We start from the raw sequence: 18,836 nt of genomic DNA on the forward strand, positions 1-18,836 counted from the left end.
CCTCCTATGCTCAAATCATAAGGCAGGAATGCCTACCGGAGCCGGGTCAGTCCAGAGTAGCGGCCGGCTTGGCTGCTTTTATCTTGGTGTCGGTGAGTGGTACAACGATCTTTGGCATTCCGTACCCACACGGTTGAGTTGATACCAACAACCATACCACCAAGTAATGCACATTGAGAACTATGAAGTTGCACTGGAAAAAACAAAGCCGCCAATTTCTGTAAGGCTTTCAGGCCTGTTTGTTTACAGAGATTGACGGCTTTGCATTTCATTCTGGCGGAAGCGGTGAGATTCGAACTTGGCGTGGTGCTTAACAAGAATGCGGGCTTCCGCTTCTTACGTCCAAATTTGGGGCAGATTTGGGTCTGTGTATGGGATGTTGCAGGCTGGTCTGAGACCAGCCCTGTCAAATCCAAAGTGGTTACGATAGTGAGTCGCATCCATGAAAACTGGCACTCTCTGCGTGGCTTGCAATACGCTCAAGCTCGGTAATCACTTTTATGCTTGAGTGTTCCATTTCGGATATGTATCGGATCATATTTTGTATATCACCATGGTCGTGGGCTGCTAGGGCATCATGAGCATTGCTGTGGACAAGCTCATGGTGCTTCTCTAACTCCCTAAATCCAGGCAGTGAAGAAAAGCATTGGCGACCTTCTCCTTGGTAGTACCATTTACCAAGCCTGCAGTTTGTGTGGCTTGCAAAATTGTCGGCAGGATCTGACACAACTCCAAGTACTACCAAATAAATTCTAAATTTATAGATGATATGATCAAATTTCGCAACCTCACAAAATCCCCGCAATGCATTTTTTGTAAGTGCTGTTTCTATACCAGCAGTGCTAGATAATAATTTCCCCATGATGATTGCCGATTGCTGCCCATCAGCGGAGAGTAGACTGATTTCTTCTGCTAGCTGTGCAACCTGAGCGCTACTGTTACCACTGCCAGAGCGAATTCCGTTTACAAGCTCTGAAATTTCAGTTGTCGCACCTTGCGTCCGCTCTGCCAGTTTTCTGACTTCATCTGCAACTACGGCAAATCCTCTCCCTTGCTCCCCTGCACGAGCAGCTTCAATGGCGGCATTCAGTGCTAGCAGATTGGTTTGATCCGCTATTTCTTTAATTAAGTTGACAAACCCACTGACTTTCTGCGCTTGAATGTCAAGTTCGCCAATGTTTTCCGCTGTTTTTATGGAGCTCTCGGCAAGTAATTCAAGGCTTTTTGCCATCCTTGCGATGGCATCTTCTGCTTGCGCAGAATGGGTTTTTTCTTCAGAGACTTGCTCAATTTCAGAGCGCATGGCATCTGCAAGGGTTGCAAGTGATGCTTGCCCTTCTTGCATGGAGGTTGAGAATGTAACCAGGTTTTCTAGCAGGTGCTGATTCTCTTTAATTTGGCCTGCTAGCTTATCTCGCTCCTGCGTTATGCATAAAATCTCTGAAGTTAGGCTGTTGTTTTTTGATTCTAAAGCATGCATTGCATTCTTAATCTGTACTAGCTCATCTTCTGCTGGGTGTCTCTTGCGTTTGAAGAACATGACTTTTCCTTTTTATATGAATAATCTTTAAGGGCTACAATCGCCTTGTTGCAATCATTCCAATAAGTGCAGACATGCCTTGATGCCGACTCCCTTCAGTTAGATTTTTTTCATACTCTTCCAGGAGTGTTATATCAAAGTCATGGAATGCAGTTTTGAGTAAGGTGCTAGTGTAGAGATTTTCAATGGCGGATGGACCACCGGTTCCATATTGAAGCTGCAAGGGTGTGTAGCCAACTAATAAAATGTTACCGCCAGGCTTGCAGAGCCGCTTCAGGTCTGAAAACTGTTTTTCTTGCTGTTTTTCTTTAGCAAATTGAATGAATACAGCAATAACCCAATCGTATTGGGAGTGGTTCGAGCCTGGCCACTGATCGTCTAGTATGTTTGCATGTTGATACTCGACAATAACTCCAGACTCATTGGCAAGCCTCCTAGCTTTGGCGAGTGCGCTATGAGCATACTCAACAGCATGGACATGTAGCCCTTTTTGGGCCAGCCAAACTGAGTTTCTACCTTCTCCATCGGCGATGCAAATAGCAGTTTGCCCTGGTGAGAACATCTCTTTTTTTGCAGCGAGAAACTCATTTGGGTCTTTTCCAAAAAGGTAGTCATCGCCGGCACTGGTGTATCTCTCTTCCCAGTCAGTTTTGTCGTGGGGTTTAGTCATGGTTCTTGATGTCAGAGTTGCTGTTTAGAACTAGGCGCTGTATTACGCGAAGAAGTTCTTCTACTTTGGGGTCCTGAATGGCATAGTAGATAAATTTTCCGTTTCGCCTAGTTGATACGATCTGATTAACTCGAAGTACGGTGAGTTGCTGGGAGAGCGATGGTTGGGCAACACAGCTTAAAGAGCCAAGCTCTTTGACAGTTTTTTCACCATCTAACAGGTTAAACAAAAGGCATAGCCTGTCCTCGCTGCCAAGTATTTTCAATTTCCAGGCAACTGAACAGGCTACCCCCTTCAAGCTGTCAAGATTCATAATTAGCCATTCCTGATGTGCTTGAATTTACCCTCGCCACTCATCCTCGTTGAGCCTTTCAATTCCTAGACTTTTCAGAACATGTTTCTCATAAACAGGTTCGGATGTTCCATGTTTCATCTTGTATAAAAAGTACTTCTCGAAGGCAATTTTAGCCATGTGAACCCACTTGCCTTTGCGAAACCAATTGACATTTCTAGGCGGTATCTGTGGTAGAGCAACGAAAGCTGCTCCTGTGTCACCCATGTCTGCAAGGCATATGGCATTCCAGCTCCCTTTGAACTTTGCGGGTTGATGGCTGAGGTCAGCATGAATATTTTTGGTTATGGCTGTGACCATCGTTTCGATCATATACCCTGTTTTGGGTGCGCCAGTTGGAACAGGAGTGGTTTCAATGGGAGGTATGGCGATACAGACGCCCGCTGAGAAAATGTTGTGGTACTTGGGACTGCGCTGATGTTCATCAACAATAACAAATCCTCTTGGATTACATAGTCCTTCGACTTTTGCAACGACATCTACGCCTTTAAAGGCAGGAAGCATCATGCTGTACTTGAACGAAATGTCATGTTCTTTGACGGTTTCGCCATTGTTGCCAAGTTCAGTCACAAACATGTGGCCGGCCTCAACGCGAGTCGTCTTGGCGTTTGTAATCCATTTGATGTCGTTGTTTCTGAATTCACTTTCCAGCATGGATTTTGAATCCCCGACACCACCCAAGCCTAGGTGGCCTATGTAAGGTTCGCTGGTGACATATGTAATTGGCACTTTGTGACGCAGCTTGCGCCTCTTCAGATCTGTACTGAAGACAAAGGCGAATTCGTAAGCGGGACCGAAACATGAGGCGCCAGGCATAGCACCAATGATGGCTGGCCCTGGATCAGACAAGAAGCGCTGATAGGCTTCCCAGGCATGCTCCGCATGATCAATGCTACAGATTGACTGTGTGAATCCTTCTGGGCCTGCTCCTGGTACTTCATCAAAGGCGAGTTTGGGCCCTGTTGTGATGATCAGGTAGTCGTACTCTACCTTTGCGCCATTGGCTAGTTCCAGTCGATTGTTGGTAGGGTCGATCTCGGTTACAGGACTGGCAATGAAGCTGATTCCTTTTTTTTCCAGGACTGGTGCTATCTGGAAGGTGATGGCATCGCGGGTCCGCCATCCCACTGCAACCCATGGATTCGATGGCACAAACTGAAAGTAATCCACAGCATTGATCAGGATAACACTGTGTTCCCGTCCCAACTGGTGCCGAAGTTCGTATGCCGCAGGCATGCCGCCTGTTCCTGCACCTAGTACCACGATCCTAGCCATGTCTCGCTCCTTGTTATCGTGTAACTTGCAGTTACGTTCTATCTTTTTATATTATATAAACAAGTAAAGCAAAGAATGTGTGCCTGCCGTAGATGATCTGTCTCATAGACAGTAGCTGCTCACGTACGCGAAGCTCCTGAGAATGGCTAATTACCGAGGATGGAAGGTCATGAGATTAAATCGTATTGCACTCTGTGTTGGCCTGCTTGCCTCCCCGTTTGGGTTTGCTCTAGAGCTACAGACGGTGACTATTACGGCAGGTGAAGGCCAAGGCTGGTATGAGGCTACGGGCACACTGCAGGCGGTGAAGTCGGCCCAATTGTCTGTCCCAGTGGCCGGTCGAATCACTCAACTGCCGGCTCAGGTAAATGCACAGGTCAAAGCAGGGCAGCTGTTGGCGCAGATCGACGGAGCTCCCGCTGAGCAGGCTGCCAATGCCAGTCGTGCCCAGATAGCTGCGGCGGAAGCTGGGCTAGCTCAAGCAAAAAGCGAGTTTGCTCGTGCCAAAGCGTTAGCTGACAAACAGTATCTGAGCGCATCTGCTTTTGAGAAAGCGCAGGCACAGTACCGTATAGCTGAAGCGCAAGCGAAGGCCCAAATGGCTCAGGCAGGAGCTGCGACAGCACAAGCTGCGCTTTTTAGGCTGACGGCACCATTTGCAGGGGTAGTGGCTCGAGTAAATGGTGACCTTGGGGCTGTGACGATGCCCAGCCAGCCAATCGTTGAGCTGTATGACCCTGCTGCTTTGAGGGTGGAGGTGCAACTGCCTGCTACAGCAATTGAAAGCCTGAAGCGCGACATATCTCCTCAAGTGACTCTTGCGGGCAGAAAACTCCCGGTAGAAGACGTGCAGTGGTTCCCGACAACTGACCTGCAGGCTCAATCGCGTACCGTACGTATCCAGTTGCGGCCTGGGGTGAAAGCCACGCCGGGCAACAGCGCTCAAGTTCTATTTTCCACCGTAAGCAAAGGACAAATGGTGGTGCCTTCCACAAGTGTCCTCAGGTTTACTGAATTTTCCGCCGTGTACATTCTTACTCAAGATGGCACACCGCAAATGCGTTACATCCGTACAGGCAAGGTGCTGGGAGCGCAGACTGAAGTACTTTCCGGACTCAGGCGCGGAGATAAGCTGGTGCTTAACCCTGCAGCTGCACAAAGCATGGCAGGAGGAGTTACAAAGTGAATTCTTCCAATCGGCTAGGCATTTCCGGTCGTCTGGCTGGCTTCTTCCAGTCGGCACACATCACACCATTGATGGGCTTGTTGGCAATTCTGCTTGGCTTGTTTGCTACAGTGGTGACTCCTCGAGAGGAGGAGCCACAAATCAACGTTACGATGGCGAATGTCATGGTGGCATTCCCCGGAGCCTCTGTGGGTACTGTAGAGGCTCAAGTGGCGCAGCCAGCTGAGCAGGTGCTGGGGCAGATTGATGGTGTGGATCACGTGTTCGCCGTTTCTCGTCCAGGAATGGCCATTCTGACGGTTCAATTCAAGGTGGGCGTGCCAAGAATTGATGCTCTCGTTCGACTCTATGACACCGTAAACAGCCATGCTGATTGGTTGCCCTCCAATCTCGGGACCTTGCCTCCCTTGATCAAACCAAAGGGAATTGATGATGTTCCCATTGTGACCTACACCCTTTACAACCAAGATGGAAGCCTTGGACGAGCTGATCTCGAGCACGTTGCGCACGTTGTCGAGGGTGAGCTGAAGAGGGTTCAGGGGACTCGTGACGTAGCCACGATTGGCGGTACTTCGGAATCTGTCGGCGTGGAGTTCAGTCCCCAGCTGTTGGCTCGAGCCGGCCTCACACTGCAGGACGTGAGGCAAGCAATTGCAGCCGCCAACGTTTCCCTGCCGGCTGGCCAGATACTGAATCAGACTTCAACTCGTGTTGAGACTGGGCCTTTTCTGGCCACGGCGGATGATGTGGCGCAATTGGTTGTGGGCGTCAGCAATCATCGTCCTGTCTTCTTGCGTGATGTCGCGCAAATCAAGCAAGGACCTCCTGCGCCTCAAAGCTACGTCTGGTACGGCGTGGCAGGAAAGACTGCTGCTGAGCATCCTGCCGTAACCATCAGTGTTACCAAGAAACCTGGAGAGAATGCGGTAGTAATTGCTGACAAGTTAAACGCGAAAATGGATAGCTTGCGTAATTCTGTTATCCCTCAGCAAGTTGATGTCGAGATGACGCGCAATTACGGTGAAACCGCCAATGAGAAAGCGGTCAAGCTGATTGAAAAACTGATCTTTGCAACAGCGTCAGTCGTCGTGCTGGTGTTTTTCTCCCTGGGCCGACGTGAGGCAGCTATTGTTGGGCTGGCAGTAGTCCTGACCTTGTCTGCCACCTTGTTCGCCTCTTGGGCATGGGGTTTCACGCTGAATCGAGTGTCACTCTTTGCACTGATCTTCTCGATTGGCATCCTTGTGGATGATGCTATTGTCGTTGTAGAAAACATTCACCGGCACAAGCTTCTCAAACCCGACGCGACACTTGCCAGCCTGATCCCTGCAGCTGTTGATGAGGTCGGTGGCCCAACCATTCTTGCGACATTGACAGTCATTGCTGCTTTGCTGCCAATGGCTTTCGTCAGTGGCTTGATGGGGCCATACATGAGCCCGATTCCCATCAATGCCTCGATGGGGATGATCATTTCTCTCGGAATTGCATTTTCAATCACGCCATGGTTAGCCAGACGCTGGCTGTCTAGTCATGCTCAGCATCAGGATGGACTGGCGGCAAAACTGCATCCATTGTCCCGCAAGGTGTTCATGCCCTTCTTGACCGAGCGTGGCGGAAAGAGCGCGCGGCAATGGCTGATGCTGTGTGTTATGGGGCTGTTGATGTTGTCTGTTGCCCTGCCTGTTGTCAGGTTAGTGACTTTGAAAATGCTGCCGTTTGACAATAAATCGGAATTGCAACTGGTGCTGGATATGCCCGCAGGTAGCTCACTCGAAGATACCGCAGCTGCCTTGCATGAGATGACGGGCTGGCTGGCGAAACAGACCGACGTGAAAAATTACCAAGCCTATGCAGGTGTGGCGGCCCCCATCAACTTTAATGGCTTGGTACGACAATACTATTTGCGGACAGGCAATGAATCCGGAGATGTACAAGTCAATTTGCTTCCAAAGGGAGAGCGTCATCGTAGTAGCCATGACATAGCTCTGGAATATCGCCCAGCACTGCAAAAAATTGCGGCGCGCTATGGTGCGCGTCTAAAGGTAGTCGAAGTGCCGCCCGGACCGCCAGTGATGGCTCCTATTGTTGCAGAGGTATATGGGCCCTCTTTGGGCGGGCGCGCTGAGGTCGCTGCGAAGGTTGAGGGGATTTTCCACAAAAGTGACGGCATAGTTGACGTAGACAGTAGTGTTCAACCACTTCCAGCTAAGGTTGTTTTGAGCGTTGATAGGGAAAAGGCGATGCAGCATGGTGTTCCGCAAGCGGCTATCGCAGAGACTCTTTCAATTGCCATGAATGGAGCTCCGGTCAGCTATCTGCATGATGGCAGCAAATACCCTACGGCCATCCAGTTGCGTTTGCCAGACAGTCAGAAAGGCGATCTTTCTAATGTATTGGCAACACCGGTTCGTGGAGGGGATGGGCTGGTGTTGCCACTCTCCTCATTACTGACAGTGCAGGCACAGCCTGAAGAGCGCGTGCGTTATCGCAAGGATGGTTTGCCTGTTGACTATGTGGTGGGCGATATGGCCGGAGGTGCGGATAGTCCACTCTATGGCATGTTTGAAATGCGCAATGCTGTACTGTCTACGCGCACTCCGAGCGGGGCTCCGCTTGCGGAGTATTTTATCAAGCAGCCCGCAGATGGCTTTAAACAGTATGCGCTCAAGTGGGATGGCGAGTGGCAGATCACATACGAAACGTTCCGCGATATGGGGGCAGCCTATGCGGTGGGGCTTATCCTGATTTATCTGCTGGTAGTGGCCCATTTCGGGTCATACCTGGTGCCACTAATCATCATGGCTCCAATTCCACTCACCATCATCGGCGTTATGCCTGGTCATGCATTACTGGGGTCACAGTTCACTGCCACTTCGATGATCGGAATGATTGCCCTGGCAGGGATCATTGTCCGCAACTCGATTTTGCTGGTTGACTTCATCCGGATGCAGGTAGAGGAGGGTATGTCGATGGAGGAGGCCGTCATCGCATCAGCAGCGACCCGTGCACAGCCCATCATGCTGACAGGCCTTGCCGCCATGATCGGTGCCTTCTTCATTCTGGACGATCCGATTTTCAATGGTTTGGCAATTTCGCTGATTTTCGGAATCATGGTTTCAACGATTCTGACGCTCGTGGTTATCCCGCTGCTGTACTACATGGCCTTCAAACCTAAAAACTGACACGCTGACTCGAGGACGACACCATGACTATCGAACGCTGCATTCGTTTTTTTGCCGGTCTTATGATTCTTGTTAGCTTGGCGCTTGGCGTACAGGCTAGCCCGATCTTTGTTTCAGCCAATTTCCTTTGGTTGACTGCTTTCGTAGGGGCAAATTTGTTTCAGTTCAGCCTGACCAATTTCTGCCCATTGGCGATTTTGCTGAAAAAATTGGGGGTTCCGGAGTCTCGTGCTGGTTGCAGTAATGGAGGCTGTGTATGAAATCGGTAATGCTTTTGCTTGCCTCGGGATTCTTGAGCTCCGGAGCCCAAGCAACGGACCTTTTTCAGGCGTGGGAGGCCGCAGCAGGCCATGATCCCCAGTGGCTGGCGGATCAGTCGACGGCGAAAGCTGATGCTCAATTTGACTCTCAGGCGAGATCATTCTACTTGCCCAAGATCGGAGCCAGAGCGGGAATTGGACAAGGCAATCTAGTCCAGAACACTGAAGGGGCTCATTTTGCTACGCCCAATATGTCTTCAGACCAGGTCCAGTTCAGCACTGATCTTAATAACGCCACGCGTCAGTATTGGGGAGTTGAGCTACGTCAGCCCCTAATGGATGCGGCATCGTTTGCTATGGCGGCCCAGTTGAAAGAGCAGGCAAAAGCAGGAGCCTCTCAAGCTGATCTGAGGAAGCAAGATGCCATATTGCGTTTGGCCGATTGCTACTTCGGTGTTTTGAGTAGCCGTTCGATGCTGAGAGCTATTGAGGGTCAGCAGCAGGCAACTGCAAGAGCACTTGAAGTTGCCTCCGCAAGGTATCGCAATGGAGACATCCCGGTTACTGAAAAAGAGGAGGCTGCAGCCCGGCTGGAGTTGCTTCAGGCACAGATGCTCTCAGTCAAACAGCAAGTGGACCTCGCAGAGCAGAGGTACATGCTACTGACGGGTTTATCCTCTGTGCGTTTGGCCGACCTTTCTGAAATAAACGAAAAGTCTGGATTGGACATGCCCGACCTGAAGAGTGCGGTGGAGGCGGCTCGCAAAAACAATCCGGTGGTAGCCATGGCACAGGCAACGGCACAGGCTTCCAAAGAAGAGGTTGAGAAATATCGTGCTTGGAAGTCCCCCAGGCTGGAGTTGGTTGCGCAGGCCGGAGAAGACCGTTGGAAAGCAGGTGTTGGGATGCAGAATAGCCGGCAGAGTTATGTGGGGCTTGAGCTGAATGTTCCGATTTTTACTGGGGGCTATCGGAGTGCCAAGCTGGAAGAGTCTCTGGCCAGGAGTGAAGCTAGTGAGGGGCACCTTAGCCAAGTTGAGAATTCGGCGGAAGACTTGGTTCGTAGTAGCTGGCTGGCGGTGAAGCAAGGGTTCAGTCGTGTTAAAGCACTGAAGCTGGCTAGATCAGCTACGTCTCGTCAACTGGATGCCACAAGACTGGGGCATGAGGAAGGAGCGCGGACCCTGTTGGATGTTCTTAACGTTCAGCAGACGGCTGCCACGATTGATAGTGAACTGGATCGAGCGCGGTATGAAACGGCACTCTCTTGGCTGAGGGTGCATTCAGCCATCGGTGATTTGAGTATCGAGCAGTTGGCAAAACTGAATGCGTTGATGAAGTAAGGAGAGAGCATGTTTGATTTTCTTTTCAAAATGCTTGGGTCGCCAAATCAGCCTGTAGTTGTCAAAGCTGGGGCGGTGATTATCGACGTTCGTGAGCCCGCAGAGTATGCGAGTGGTCATGTGGCTGGAGCGATCAATATTCCGCTATCCGTGCTGCCTGAACATGTGGCTGACCTCAAGAGGCTTTCGAAGCCATTGGTAGTGTATTGCAGATCTGGAGCACGCTCCGGGATGGCGCGGAAGATGTTGGTTGATGCTGGCGTCGAGGATGTTATCAATGGGAAGAATGCTTCAACGGTAAGCCGTATTCTGGGAGCCTAGCCATCATGCCTCTGCCACAGCTATCAAATTTTGTAGTGTTTGTGGTGTTGGGATTCCTTGTTGTTGCTTTAGAAGCAAAGCTATTACGGCTCCTGGGCCTCGTACGGTTGTCAGTGCTGATTGGTAGAGAGAAGGACTTTTACTCGTCATTCCGCGCGGGCATCGTGGTGAGTTTGGCTATTGCACTGGCTTATGGCTTTTACCGTTATGGGGTTGGCGAAGTCGTGGCTCAAGTACTCGCAGTACTCGCAGGTTTCTTGCTCTTCTCTGGCGTGGCTTTCTTGGCAGTCGGGGTAAGAGGAATAATTAAGAAAAAGTGATAATGATGCTAGAGGGTTGATCTTCATCAAGAATGCATGAAGCCGTACGCATAACATGGTTATGTTTCCGGCATCTACTTTGTGGAGAGAACCATGTATCTACTGAAAGAACTGCTATCCGATGATGTTGGTGTTCTGAGTGTTATAACCATTGTCATCGCGACGCTTGTGGTTGTTGGGGCCATCTGGATTGTAGTGAAAAAAGTGAAGAACGCTGGTCCCAATGACTGATTGATGCCATATCATATCAGGAGTTGAAATGTTTATACCCGCCCATGAGTTCGTTCAAAAAGCCAAAAGTGGAATTTGTGAGATTTCGCTTGAGGATGCTGAGAAAATCGTGGTGAGTAAGGCTTCACTTGTGCTGGACGTGCGCGAGCCGGGTGAGTTTCAAGAGGGGCATCTACTTGGTGCGGTAAATATTCCTCGTGGAATGTTGGAGTTTGTTTTGTCTGCCCAGCCAGAATTGCAAGATACGAGCAAAGAAGTGCTTGTTTACTGTAAGACAGGTGGGAGGGCTGCGCTGGCTGCTATATCGTTGCAAGCGATGGGCTTTGAAAATGTCAAATCGATTGCGGGTGGCTATGATGGATGGCATGCTTCAGGCCGTATGGTAGCCCTGCCTAATATTTCTTTTGATTGATTTCTTTTGCATCCACTCTTGGCCCACGTACAGTGGGCTTTTTTTATTGTTGCCGGCAAGAAGATTTTTACTTGGTCTGTTCGCCATTATTGTCAAAAGCATTGTGCTCATGACGCAGGAAGGGGCTGAGTGGTTGTTGGTTGGTATGGAAATTGCTCTAAGCATGTCCACCAAGGTTGTGTTTACTTGACCCCCGCCTATTTCTGCGGGGGTGTTTTTTTTATTGTCGATGCCTCAATGCCTGCCAAGTGCCGATACAGTGTGCGCTCTGTTACTTGCAGCCTTACGGCCAGTTCACGGCGGTTAAGTCCGCTCTGCGTGACGGCCCATTTCAAGTAGCGAGACTCCAATTCTTTCAGGGGTTGAAGATCAGACTGGAAGAATGGGCTATCTGTGCAGAGTTTGGTTTGGGGTGCGGCTATCCAGGGCTCATTGCGCAGGTGTTCTACAGTAATGACATCGCTGTCGCTTAGGAGGCTGGCGCGCTCTAGTGTATTGCGCAATTCACGCACGTTGCCCCTGAAGGATTGGCTCATAAGCCAGTCGAAGGCTGCTGGTTCTAGTTGCACTGCACGGTCAGGAGCCACGCGCTCCAGCAGGGCCGAGGCCAGCAAGGGGATGTCCTCCCGCCGTTCGCGCAGGGGGGGCAGGCGAATCGGAAACACCGCAAGTCGGTAGTAGAGATCTGCGCGAAACTCGCCGGTTGCCACCATTTCTTCTAGTTGCCTGTGGGTGGCGGCAATCAGTCGGAAACGTGCTGGAATGCTGGCGATGCCGCCCACGCGGCGGAAAGTGCCTGTCTCTAGTAGACGTAGCAGCTTGACTTGTTGTGACAAGGGTAAATCACCGATTTCATCCAGAAACAGTGTGCCTCCGTGGGCAGCCTCCACCAGTCCCTGCTTGCGCTGATTGGCGCCGGTGAAAGCACCTTTCTCATAGCCGAATAGCTCGCTTTCGAACAAAGTATCGTTGAGGCTGGCACAGTCAACGGCAATGAACGGCCGTGTCGAATCTCCGCCATTGTCGTGAATGGCGCGCGCCAAGCCTTCCTTGCCAGTACCGGATTCTCCTAACAACAACACACTGGCCTGTGCTGGCGCGGCGCGTTGTGCCAGCAACAACATGCGGCGAAAGGCTTCGCTGCGACCGACCATGCGGTCAGGTGCGGGCTGGCTGCTGGCCAATTGCACGGGCTTCATTTTCTCGATGAACAAATGCCGATGGCCACTGATGTTGGCCATCGGCATGAGCTCTACATCTACATGCTCGTCCCCATGAGAGGTGCGATGGATGTGCAGCACCCGCTCCGGCTTGCCACTGAGCAAGGTCTGCCGAAGAGGGCAGGACTCGCCCTCTTCGTCGCAAGGACGGGCATATCCGTGTGATACCTCATAGCAATACTTGCCCGTCGGTTCCTCACCGTAGGCTGTGCGATAGGCGGGGTTGGCGTGCAGGATGCGGAAGTCTTCCGTGATGGCGATACGTGGCTCATCAATGGCGTCCAGCATGCGACTGATGGTTGCAAGGCTGGACTCGCTAGTGAGAGGTGACATTCTGCAATTCCTGTCATGACGTATTTAGCATGTTGGGGCAATTTTGCCACGAAACGGGCTCTCTGACGGGTTTTTTACTGTGGCATGGCAATTGCAATCAGAAAACTTCGGAGTGCTATAACCAGAAAAGTCTGATCAATTATGAGAACCATGTATATGCAAGCACCGCACGGTAAACACGGGTTCACGAAGTTGCCCGTCTCGCATCTGGGGCTTGAGATAGCGGGTATTCTGCTGCTCAAGCTGGTGTTGTTGATTGTGTTGTGGCGAACATTCATTGCGCCCAACCAGGTGAAGGTAGACGCTGATACGGCGGCAGCCAGCTTGCTATCAATCACACAGGCGGCTGTGCAGGGGGAGAAGACCAATGCTCGATAATGTTGTCGATCTGTCGCGCCTGCAGTTTGCAGTGACCGCGCTGTATCACTTTCTTTTTGTGCCGCTGACTTTGGGTATGGTTTGGCTCCTGGTGATCATGGAGTCGGTATGGGTAATGACTGGCAAACAGGTGTATCAGGACATGACCCGCTTTTGGGGCAAACTGTTTGGCATCAATTTCGCGCTGGGGGTAACGACCGGCATCACCATGGAGTTCCAGTTCGGCACCAACTGGGCCTACTACTCCCACTATGTGGGCGATATCTTTGGAGCTCCGTTGGCCATTGAGGGCTTAATGGCCTTCTTTCTGGAATCAACCATGATCGGCCTGTTCTTTTTTGGTTGGGATCGCCTGTCGCGCAAGCAGCATCTACTGGTAACACTTCTAATGGCCGTTGGTACCAATCTGTCGGCGCTGTGGATTCTCATCGCCAACGGCTGGATGCAGAACCCGGTGGGGGCGGAGTTCAGCTATCAGACCATGCGCATGGAAATGACGGACTTTGTCGCCTTACTGTTCAACCCGGATGCACAGGCCAAGTTTGTGCATACCGTCAGCGCGGGCTATGTCACTGGAGCCATGTTCGTACTGTCTATTTCCAGTTACTACCTGTTACGTGGCCGCAATGTGGAATTCGCCGGCAAGAGCTTCCGCATTGCGGCCGCTTTTGGTTTCGCCAGTGTATGTTCGGTAATCGTACTTGGGGATGAGTCTGGCTATACGGTGGGTGAGGCGCAGCAAACCAAGATGGCCGCCATTGAAGCTATGTGGCATACCGAACCTGCACCGGCCTCATTCAATCTGTTGGCTTGGCCAAATGAGGCGAAGATGGAGAACGACTGGCAGATCAGCGTTCCTTGGGTGATGGGGCTTATTGGCACTCGTTCACTGAGCAAGGAAATTCCGGGCATACACGAGATCATGGCGCAGAACCGCTTGCGCATTGCCTCTGGCATCGAGGCGGTGAAAGCGCTGGAAGTCTTGCGTGGCAAGCAACCCACGGCCGAGGCGAAGTCCGTATTTGAGAAGCATAAGCGTGACTTGGGTTTTGGTTTGCTGGTGAAGAAGTACAGCGCCGATGTAGCAGCGGCCACGCCCGCCATGCTGGATGCTGCCGCACGAGACACCATTCCGCGCGTTGCTCCCATGTTCTGGAGTTTCCGTCTGATGGTCCTTATGGGTTTTGCCATGCTGGGCTTATTCGGGTGGGCTTTCTGGAGTTCCATCAAGGGCAATTTCGCCCATCGGCCAGGGTTGCTGAAATTCGCACTTTGGTGCCTGCCGCTCCCATGGTTGGCCTGCGAGGTGGGTTGGTTTGTTGCTGAATACGGCCGACAGCCTTGGACCATCTACGGTGTGCTGCCAACGCGGCTTTCGGTTTCGACGCTATCGGAGTCCTCGCTGTATGGCTCTATGGCTGGTTTCGTGGGCTTCTATACGGTGCTGTTGATTATCGAAATGTACCTGATGGTGCGTTTCGCCAAGCAGGGGCCTGGCAGCCTGGGCACCGGCCGTTATGACCAAGAAGCTGTTCACCACTAAGGAGACATCATGCTGGATTACGCAAGCCTGAAAGTGATCTGGTGGCTGCTGGTGGGGGTGCTGCTGGTCGGCTTCGCCATCATGGATGGCCACGATATGGGCGTGGGAACCCTGTTGCCCTTTGTCGGGCGTGACGATACCGAGCGCCGCGTCATCATTAACACGGTCGGACCGCACTGGGACGGGAATCAAGTATGGTTCATTACCGGAGGTGGTGCGATTTTTGCCGCCTGGCCGTTGGTGTACGCCACTGCATTTTCTGGTTTCTATTGGGCGATGCTGGTAGTGCTGTGGTCGCTGTTTTTCCGCCCGGTCGGGTTTGACTACCGCAGCAAGATTGATAACCCGTCCTGGCGGCGGCTGTGGGACTGGGGCTTGTTCATCGGTGGCGCGGTTCCGCCGCTGATCTTTGGTGTAGCCTTTGGCAATTTGTTGCAGGGTGTGCCTTTTCATTTCGACAGTACCTTGCAGTCCACTTATGAGGGTAGCTTCTGGGCGCTGCTGAACCCCTTCGCCCTGCTGTGCGGTGTGGTGTCTTCTTCCATGATTACGTTGCACGGTGCCGTGTATCTGGCACACCGTACAGAGGGGGACATCCAGAGACGTGCACTTGTCTGGGTGAAAGTGGCTGGCTGGCTGCTGCTGGCAGCCTTCAGCGTAGCCGGTGTGTGGCTGGCATCGGGTATTGAGGGCTACGTCATCACTTCGGTGATCGATCCCAATTCTCTGCCAGACCCACTGGCTAAAACCGTAAGCCGAGCATCTGGCGCGTGGCTGGCCAATTACCGTCACTGGCCGCTGACCCTGTTGGTGCCGATGTTGGCATACATGGGTACGCTTGGAGCTATGGGGTTGGCTCGGCGGGGGCATACTTTTGCTGCTTTTTGGGCTTCTGCAATAGCCCTGACAGGTATCATCGGCACGGCAGGGGTCAGTATGTTTCCTTTCGTCATGCCTTCATCCAGCCATCCTGAGGCCAGCCTGACGGTATGGGACAGTGTATCCAGTCACCTGACGCTGGGGCTGATGCTCGGGGCAACGCTGATTTTCATGCCCATTATCATTATTTACACCCGCTGGGCTTACCGCGTTATGCGCGGCAAGGTGACTGCCGCCTATGTGCGGGAAAACAGCCATAGTGCGTACTGACATGGAAATTGCTATTGCTAGCCAGAACCGGCGTACCACTACAGCCCATGCCGGGAAATGCACTCACTTCTGGGTTCTGAATACAGAGAAGGGTAGCTGTGTCAGCTTACAACTCGAACCTGAGCAGATGTTATCGCTGGCAGGTGATTTGGCGGAGCATCCGCTGCAGCAGGTTGATGTTGTACTCGCTGCAAGTGCTGGCCAGCAGCTGGCAGCGCGTCTTGCTTCCGTTGGTACGATTTTGTCGCTGACCGAACATGGCGACCCAAGAGCTGCTGCTGAAGCTTGGCTTAAGGGCTGCAGGCCGGCTCCGTCGGTGGATGGCAATGGGCGCTGTCTGATGATTATAGGGAGAACGTAATGTGGTATTTCGCGTGGGTATTAGGCATCGGCTTTGCTGTTTCATTGGGTATTTTGAATGCCTTGTGGGGAGAGCACGAAGAAGAACGAAACCAGATGAATTGAACTTGAGGAATTAGTATTCAGCAGGGCTGCGTATGTAGCGAACGCAGCCCTGCTTGACGTATTAAGCCCAAACGCCACGCTCACTGGCTATCTGTTGAATTGCTGTTACGACTGAGTCAGTTTGCCTTAGCCTACAGTTGGTAGAACGGAGCAAAGCTTCGACTCACTTACTCGCGCCCTTGTAGCGTGTGCTGACACGCGGTCAGTTGCTTGACGACGGCATCGGCTTCGGCAGCGAGTCTGAGAGCATCCTCTCCATGCGCTTCAAAAAAGTCGGATCCCGCGGGACCATCACGTCCGCCGGCGGAGCCTGGTACTCCGGGCAGATCCCTGGCGCGGGCGTCAGCGAGCTGCTGGTCACGCAGCCGGATAGCAGCACGCAAGTGATCAATGCTGCCTTGCAAGTCTTTCTTTCCATCCTCAATCCCTTTCTGATATGCCTCGGATGCTGCCGTATCACTGGCAGCAACCTTGTGCTCCGCTACACGCGCCGCCTGCACGGCGACCGTTACCCCACGCGCCGCAGATGCATCGGCCTTGACCGCCGTGATGACAGGCGTGTCCTTATTGCCTTTCCAGCTAAATCCAAACCACACTGCTACACCGAGCGCGGTGAGCAAGGCCATAAGCTTGAAGTTGTTCCGCAACCAGATCATGGCGTCACCCCCAGCACCTTTTTCGCTGCAGCCCACAGCGCACGGCGTTCTGCGCGGCCATTCTGACCACCGTTGATGCGCTGGGTTATGGCGTCAAATGCCCCTTTGTCTGCCAGCGCATTTAGGTTTTCGTTCGACCAGAACCACGCCGCAGAACGGCAGGCATTCAGCGGCAGCTCCAGCAGCTCAGGGTGCGCGATCAGATCCAGTTGCAACGCGAAACCACACAACTGGTAGTTGCGCTGGCCGGTAATCTGGATCAGGCCACGCCCTTTGTAGCGCTGGCCATCGCCATCCGCCTCCGGTGTATTGCCCAGCCGCAAGGCCTTGGCGCCCGTGTCGTAGGCTTCGCCGCTGGCCAACTCGCGCACGTAGCGCAGCTGGCCTGACTCGTGGCCGATCTGCGCCAGGAAGGCCGCCTGCTGCGCCGGCGTGCTGATGCCAAACTCCGCCATGGCAGCATTGAGCGGGCCAACAAAAAGGCCCGCACGTTGGCGGGCCTGAGGCATGATCTGTACAAGCTGCGTTTCAGTGAGCGCCATGGCGCGTCTCCTTTCGTCTATTTATCCCGTCCCACGCCGGCGGCGGCTTCGGCGTCCAGAAGATGGCGCTGACATTGCCGCGTGTTACCCACACCGCCACGCACAGCACCGAGTTGATCACCAGCGTTTCCATGCCTACCGGAATAGGGCGGCCAAACACCGCCTGGATCACCACCCAGCCAGTAGCCACCACCAGCACATACGCCAGCCAGGCCATCACCGGTTTGTGGCGCGCTCCGTCGCGCCGATAGAACAACAGGCGCAGGCAGATGGTGGCGCAGACAAGAGCATTAAGCATCGCGACCATTTCCCACTCCCTTGATCAGCGCTTCCGGATCTTGCGCGCGACGGATGGCCCACTGCAGCCCACGTACTGCCACCGCGGCAGAGACTAGCGCGCCGGCCGCGTCAGGCACCTCCACCGCCTGCGGCAACAGTGAATCAATCACACCGGCCACCATGTGGGCGCACAGCACACCCACCAAAATGGAGATCAGCAGATAGACGGCGCGCTCCGCCCAGCCCATCTCGCGCGCCGACAGCACAAACACCACACCACCGGCAAAAGCCCCGAACAACACCGCCGCATTGATACCCGGCAGCAAACTTGCCACCCCCAGTACTCCCGTCATTACGGCAGCACCGCCCGACGAAACCGGCTCACTCATTATCATCCCTTCCCAAAAATTAACGCCCCTTGCAGAGCTTGGCACGCTTACCTGATCAGCTATTTGCCTCCATGAATCACAAGGCTGATCGTGTCATAGTCCTCAAGGCTGGTTGTTCCACCCGGCCCCGTCACAACCTCAACATACTGCGCCGTCAAGCCGCCGCCTCTCGGTCTGAGAATGCCATTAGCGTCCGTTGCGTTAGCTCGTGTTGGCGATCCAGTGACGACATAGCCTGAATCGCCCCTCGTTTGCTAGATAGATTCATGGCCGCTTTCAACAGGAAAGCAGCCACCTTTCTTGGATGTGTCCGGAACTCTGTGTAAATCAACCGTTCCCCGCGTACCTGTCGAAAGGCCGCTTAGGCCGAACTGCTGCCGACCAGGCTGACGCACTGCCAGTTGGCTGGCTGTCATGGACTTTCGACAGGCGAGTGAGAAACGGGTGGTTTGCAAAGAATTCCGGATACGCTCGGTTCTACATTTTTGCATGCCTGATGGGAGGACGTGCGGGGCGAGAAATGGGCCGAAATCACCCCAAAATTTGGGGCGTATTTGGGGCAGATTTGGGGCAATTTGGGGCACGTAAATCCGTGTTGATCCGTGTTAGTCCCAAAAACAAAACCGCCCGAAACCCGCGCCAGGCTTAGGTTTTAGCCGGATTGGCGCGAAATAGGGCGGTTCAGAAATGGCGGAAGCGGTGAGATTCGAACTCACGGACGATTGCTCGTCGGCTGTTTTCAAGACAGCTGGGTTAAACCACTCCCCCACGCTTCCGTAAAAGAGGCGCT

At 52.8% G+C, this 18,836-nt stretch carries 22 protein-coding genes and 1 tRNA gene; 13 read left to right on the forward strand and 10 right to left on the reverse strand.

Features of this window, described 5'->3' with window-relative positions:
* Nucleotides 1-421: 421 nt before the first annotated feature.
* The 4 genes from Q0P52_RS18610 to Q0P52_RS18625 are packed head-to-tail and all read right to left on the reverse strand — an operon-like array spanning nt 422 to nt 3,837.
* Complete coding sequence (locus tag Q0P52_RS18610; RefSeq protein WP_293813793.1) at nt 422-1,540, reverse strand: methyl-accepting chemotaxis protein; 1,119 nt, start codon at nt 1,538-1,540, stop codon at nt 422-424.
* Between the two features lie 34 nt (nt 1,541-1,574).
* Nucleotides 1,575-2,210: a class I SAM-dependent methyltransferase gene (locus Q0P52_RS18615; protein ID WP_293813794.1), complete on the reverse strand. Its 636-nt coding sequence runs from the start codon at nt 2,208-2,210 to the stop codon at nt 1,575-1,577.
* The gene (locus tag Q0P52_RS18620) at nt 2,203-2,523 is read right to left on the reverse strand and encodes a metalloregulator ArsR/SmtB family transcription factor (protein WP_293813795.1); all 321 of its coding nucleotides are present in this window, start codon (nt 2,521-2,523) and stop codon (nt 2,203-2,205) included. Before Q0P52_RS18620 ends, Q0P52_RS18615 begins: the two co-directional genes overlap by 8 nt.
* 27 nt (nt 2,524-2,550) lie before the next feature.
* Complete coding sequence (locus Q0P52_RS18625; protein ID WP_293813796.1) at nt 2,551-3,837, reverse strand: FAD-dependent oxidoreductase; 1,287 nt, start codon at nt 3,835-3,837, stop codon at nt 2,551-2,553.
* 169 nt (nt 3,838-4,006) lie between these two features.
* Here Q0P52_RS18625 and Q0P52_RS18630 point away from each other — a divergent pair, with 169 nt between their 5' ends.
* The 8 genes from Q0P52_RS18630 to Q0P52_RS18665 all read left to right on the forward strand — a co-directional run bounded on the left by Q0P52_RS18630 (nt 4,007) and on the right by Q0P52_RS18665 (nt 11,092).
* Complete coding sequence (locus Q0P52_RS18630; RefSeq protein WP_293813797.1) at nt 4,007-5,023, forward strand: efflux RND transporter periplasmic adaptor subunit; 1,017 nt, start codon at nt 4,007-4,009, stop codon at nt 5,021-5,023.
* The gene (locus tag Q0P52_RS18635) at nt 5,020-8,205 is read left to right on the forward strand and encodes an efflux RND transporter permease subunit (protein ID WP_293813798.1); all 3,186 of its coding nucleotides are present in this window, start codon (nt 5,020-5,022) and stop codon (nt 8,203-8,205) included. The genes Q0P52_RS18630 and Q0P52_RS18635 overlap by 4 nt, the downstream gene beginning before the upstream one ends.
* Before the next feature lie 23 nt (nt 8,206-8,228).
* Entirely contained in the window at nt 8,229-8,465 is a 237-nt protein-coding gene (locus Q0P52_RS18640; protein WP_293813799.1) for a DUF2892 domain-containing protein, read from the forward strand.
* Entirely contained in the window at nt 8,462-9,808 is a 1,347-nt protein-coding gene (locus Q0P52_RS18645) for a TolC family protein (protein WP_293813800.1), read from the forward strand. Before Q0P52_RS18640 ends, Q0P52_RS18645 begins: the two co-directional genes overlap by 4 nt.
* Before the next feature lie 9 nt (nt 9,809-9,817).
* Nucleotides 9,818-10,129: a rhodanese-like domain-containing protein gene (locus tag Q0P52_RS18650; protein ID WP_293813801.1), complete on the forward strand. Its 312-nt coding sequence runs from the start codon at nt 9,818-9,820 to the stop codon at nt 10,127-10,129.
* 5 nt (nt 10,130-10,134) lie between these two features.
* A complete protein-coding gene (locus Q0P52_RS18655) occupies nt 10,135-10,449 on the forward strand; it encodes a hypothetical protein (protein WP_293813802.1) in 315 nt (104 codons plus the stop codon).
* Nucleotides 10,450-10,542: 93 nt separating this feature from the next.
* Complete coding sequence (locus Q0P52_RS18660; RefSeq protein WP_293813803.1) at nt 10,543-10,680, forward strand: DUF3149 domain-containing protein; 138 nt, start codon at nt 10,543-10,545, stop codon at nt 10,678-10,680.
* Nucleotides 10,681-10,708: 28 nt separating this feature from the next.
* Nucleotides 10,709-11,092, forward strand: coding sequence for a rhodanese-like domain-containing protein (locus Q0P52_RS18665; RefSeq protein WP_293813804.1), 384 nt, complete (start codon nt 10,709-10,711; stop codon nt 11,090-11,092).
* Nucleotides 11,093-11,289: 197 nt separating this feature from the next.
* Here the strand turns inward: Q0P52_RS18665 and Q0P52_RS18670 are convergent, their stop codons facing one another.
* Nucleotides 11,290-12,645 (reverse strand): sigma 54-interacting transcriptional regulator, encoded by a 1,356-nt coding sequence (locus tag Q0P52_RS18670; RefSeq protein WP_293813805.1) that lies wholly within the window; start codon nt 12,643-12,645, stop codon nt 11,290-11,292.
* A gap of 150 nt (nt 12,646-12,795) precedes the next feature.
* Here Q0P52_RS18670 and cydP point away from each other — a divergent pair, with 150 nt between their 5' ends.
* Genes cydP through cydX form a run of 5 tightly spaced genes read left to right on the forward strand, consistent with a single transcriptional unit; the run spans nt 12,796 to nt 16,180 of the window.
* Nucleotides 12,796-13,023 (forward strand): cytochrome oxidase putative small subunit CydP, encoded by a 228-nt coding sequence (cydP, locus tag Q0P52_RS18675; RefSeq protein ID WP_293813806.1) that lies wholly within the window; start codon nt 12,796-12,798, stop codon nt 13,021-13,023.
* A complete protein-coding gene (locus Q0P52_RS18680; RefSeq protein WP_293813807.1) occupies nt 13,013-14,566 on the forward strand; it encodes a cytochrome ubiquinol oxidase subunit I in 1,554 nt (517 codons plus the stop codon). The genes cydP and Q0P52_RS18680 overlap by 11 nt, the downstream gene beginning before the upstream one ends.
* 9 nt (nt 14,567-14,575) lie before the next feature.
* Nucleotides 14,576-15,715, forward strand: coding sequence for a cytochrome d ubiquinol oxidase subunit II (gene cydB, locus Q0P52_RS18685; protein ID WP_293813808.1), 1,140 nt, complete (start codon nt 14,576-14,578; stop codon nt 15,713-15,715).
* Between the two features lies 1 nt (nt 15,716).
* Complete coding sequence (locus Q0P52_RS18690) at nt 15,717-16,076, forward strand: hypothetical protein (RefSeq protein WP_293813809.1); 360 nt, start codon at nt 15,717-15,719, stop codon at nt 16,074-16,076.
* Nucleotides 16,076-16,180 (forward strand): cytochrome bd-I oxidase subunit CydX, encoded by a 105-nt coding sequence (cydX, locus tag Q0P52_RS18695; protein ID WP_293813810.1) that lies wholly within the window; start codon nt 16,076-16,078, stop codon nt 16,178-16,180. Before Q0P52_RS18690 ends, cydX begins: the two co-directional genes overlap by 1 nt.
* Before the next feature lie 167 nt (nt 16,181-16,347).
* On the opposite strand, the gene Q0P52_RS18700 is transcribed toward cydX, so the two are convergent.
* The 5 genes from Q0P52_RS18700 to Q0P52_RS18720 all read right to left on the reverse strand — a co-directional run bounded on the left by Q0P52_RS18700 (nt 16,348) and on the right by Q0P52_RS18720 (nt 18,822).
* A complete protein-coding gene (locus Q0P52_RS18700; protein ID WP_293813811.1) occupies nt 16,348-16,836 on the reverse strand; it encodes a hypothetical protein in 489 nt (162 codons plus the stop codon).
* Entirely contained in the window at nt 16,833-17,378 is a 546-nt protein-coding gene (locus Q0P52_RS18705; RefSeq protein ID WP_293813812.1) for a glycoside hydrolase family 19 protein, read from the reverse strand. The genes Q0P52_RS18700 and Q0P52_RS18705 overlap by 4 nt, the downstream gene beginning before the upstream one ends.
* Complete coding sequence (locus Q0P52_RS18710; RefSeq protein ID WP_293813813.1) at nt 17,365-17,676, reverse strand: phage holin family protein; 312 nt, start codon at nt 17,674-17,676, stop codon at nt 17,365-17,367. The genes Q0P52_RS18705 and Q0P52_RS18710 overlap by 14 nt, the downstream gene beginning before the upstream one ends.
* On the reverse strand, nt 17,669-18,052 hold the full coding sequence (locus Q0P52_RS18715; protein WP_366062736.1) for a putative holin: 384 nt from the start codon (nt 18,050-18,052) through the stop codon (nt 17,669-17,671). Before Q0P52_RS18715 ends, Q0P52_RS18710 begins: the two co-directional genes overlap by 8 nt.
* Nucleotides 18,053-18,734: 682 nt before the next feature.
* Nucleotides 18,735-18,822: transfer RNA gene (locus tag Q0P52_RS18720), tRNA-Ser, on the reverse strand.
* Nucleotides 18,823-18,836 lie beyond the last annotated feature (14 nt).

The organism is uncultured Aquitalea sp., assembly GCF_945957525.1.
Lineage (GTDB): Bacteria > Pseudomonadota > Gammaproteobacteria > Burkholderiales > Chromobacteriaceae > Aquitalea.

Coding starts and splice junctions, on each gene's coding strand:
- cydP (WP_293813806.1), top strand. CDS start 12,796: ATGTATATGCAAGCACCGCACGGTAAACACGGGTTCACGAAGTTGCCC.
- Q0P52_RS18625 (WP_293813796.1), bottom strand. CDS start 3,837: ATGGCTAGGATCGTGGTACTAGGTGCAGGAACAGGCGGCATGCCTGCG.
- Q0P52_RS18630 (WP_293813797.1), top strand. CDS start 4,007: ATGAGATTAAATCGTATTGCACTCTGTGTTGGCCTGCTTGCCTCCCCG.
- Q0P52_RS18660 (WP_293813803.1), top strand. CDS start 10,543: ATGTATCTACTGAAAGAACTGCTATCCGATGATGTTGGTGTTCTGAGT.
- Q0P52_RS18645 (WP_293813800.1), top strand. CDS start 8,462: ATGAAATCGGTAATGCTTTTGCTTGCCTCGGGATTCTTGAGCTCCGGA.
- Q0P52_RS18640 (WP_293813799.1), top strand. CDS start 8,229: ATGACTATCGAACGCTGCATTCGTTTTTTTGCCGGTCTTATGATTCTT.
- Q0P52_RS18670 (WP_293813805.1), bottom strand. CDS start 12,645: ATGTCACCTCTCACTAGCGAGTCCAGCCTTGCAACCATCAGTCGCATG.
- Q0P52_RS18650 (WP_293813801.1), top strand. CDS start 9,818: ATGTTTGATTTTCTTTTCAAAATGCTTGGGTCGCCAAATCAGCCTGTA.
- Q0P52_RS18705 (WP_293813812.1), bottom strand. CDS start 17,378: ATGGCGCTCACTGAAACGCAGCTTGTACAGATCATGCCTCAGGCCCGC.
- Q0P52_RS18610 (WP_293813793.1), bottom strand. CDS start 1,540: ATGTTCTTCAAACGCAAGAGACACCCAGCAGAAGATGAGCTAGTACAG.
- Q0P52_RS18690 (WP_293813809.1), top strand. CDS start 15,717: ATGGAAATTGCTATTGCTAGCCAGAACCGGCGTACCACTACAGCCCAT.
- cydX (WP_293813810.1), top strand. CDS start 16,076: ATGTGGTATTTCGCGTGGGTATTAGGCATCGGCTTTGCTGTTTCATTG.
- Q0P52_RS18680 (WP_293813807.1), top strand. CDS start 13,013: ATGCTCGATAATGTTGTCGATCTGTCGCGCCTGCAGTTTGCAGTGACC.
- Q0P52_RS18665 (WP_293813804.1), top strand. CDS start 10,709: ATGTTTATACCCGCCCATGAGTTCGTTCAAAAAGCCAAAAGTGGAATT.
- cydB (WP_293813808.1), top strand. CDS start 14,576: ATGCTGGATTACGCAAGCCTGAAAGTGATCTGGTGGCTGCTGGTGGGG.
- Q0P52_RS18700 (WP_293813811.1), bottom strand. CDS start 16,836: ATGATCTGGTTGCGGAACAACTTCAAGCTTATGGCCTTGCTCACCGCG.
- Q0P52_RS18620 (WP_293813795.1), bottom strand. CDS start 2,523: ATGAATCTTGACAGCTTGAAGGGGGTAGCCTGTTCAGTTGCCTGGAAA.
- Q0P52_RS18655 (WP_293813802.1), top strand. CDS start 10,135: ATGCCTCTGCCACAGCTATCAAATTTTGTAGTGTTTGTGGTGTTGGGA.
- Q0P52_RS18710 (WP_293813813.1), bottom strand. CDS start 17,676: ATGCTTAATGCTCTTGTCTGCGCCACCATCTGCCTGCGCCTGTTGTTC.
- Q0P52_RS18615 (WP_293813794.1), bottom strand. CDS start 2,210: ATGACTAAACCCCACGACAAAACTGACTGGGAAGAGAGATACACCAGT.
- Q0P52_RS18715 (WP_366062736.1), bottom strand. CDS start 18,052: ATGATAATGAGTGAGCCGGTTTCGTCGGGCGGTGCTGCCGTAATGACG.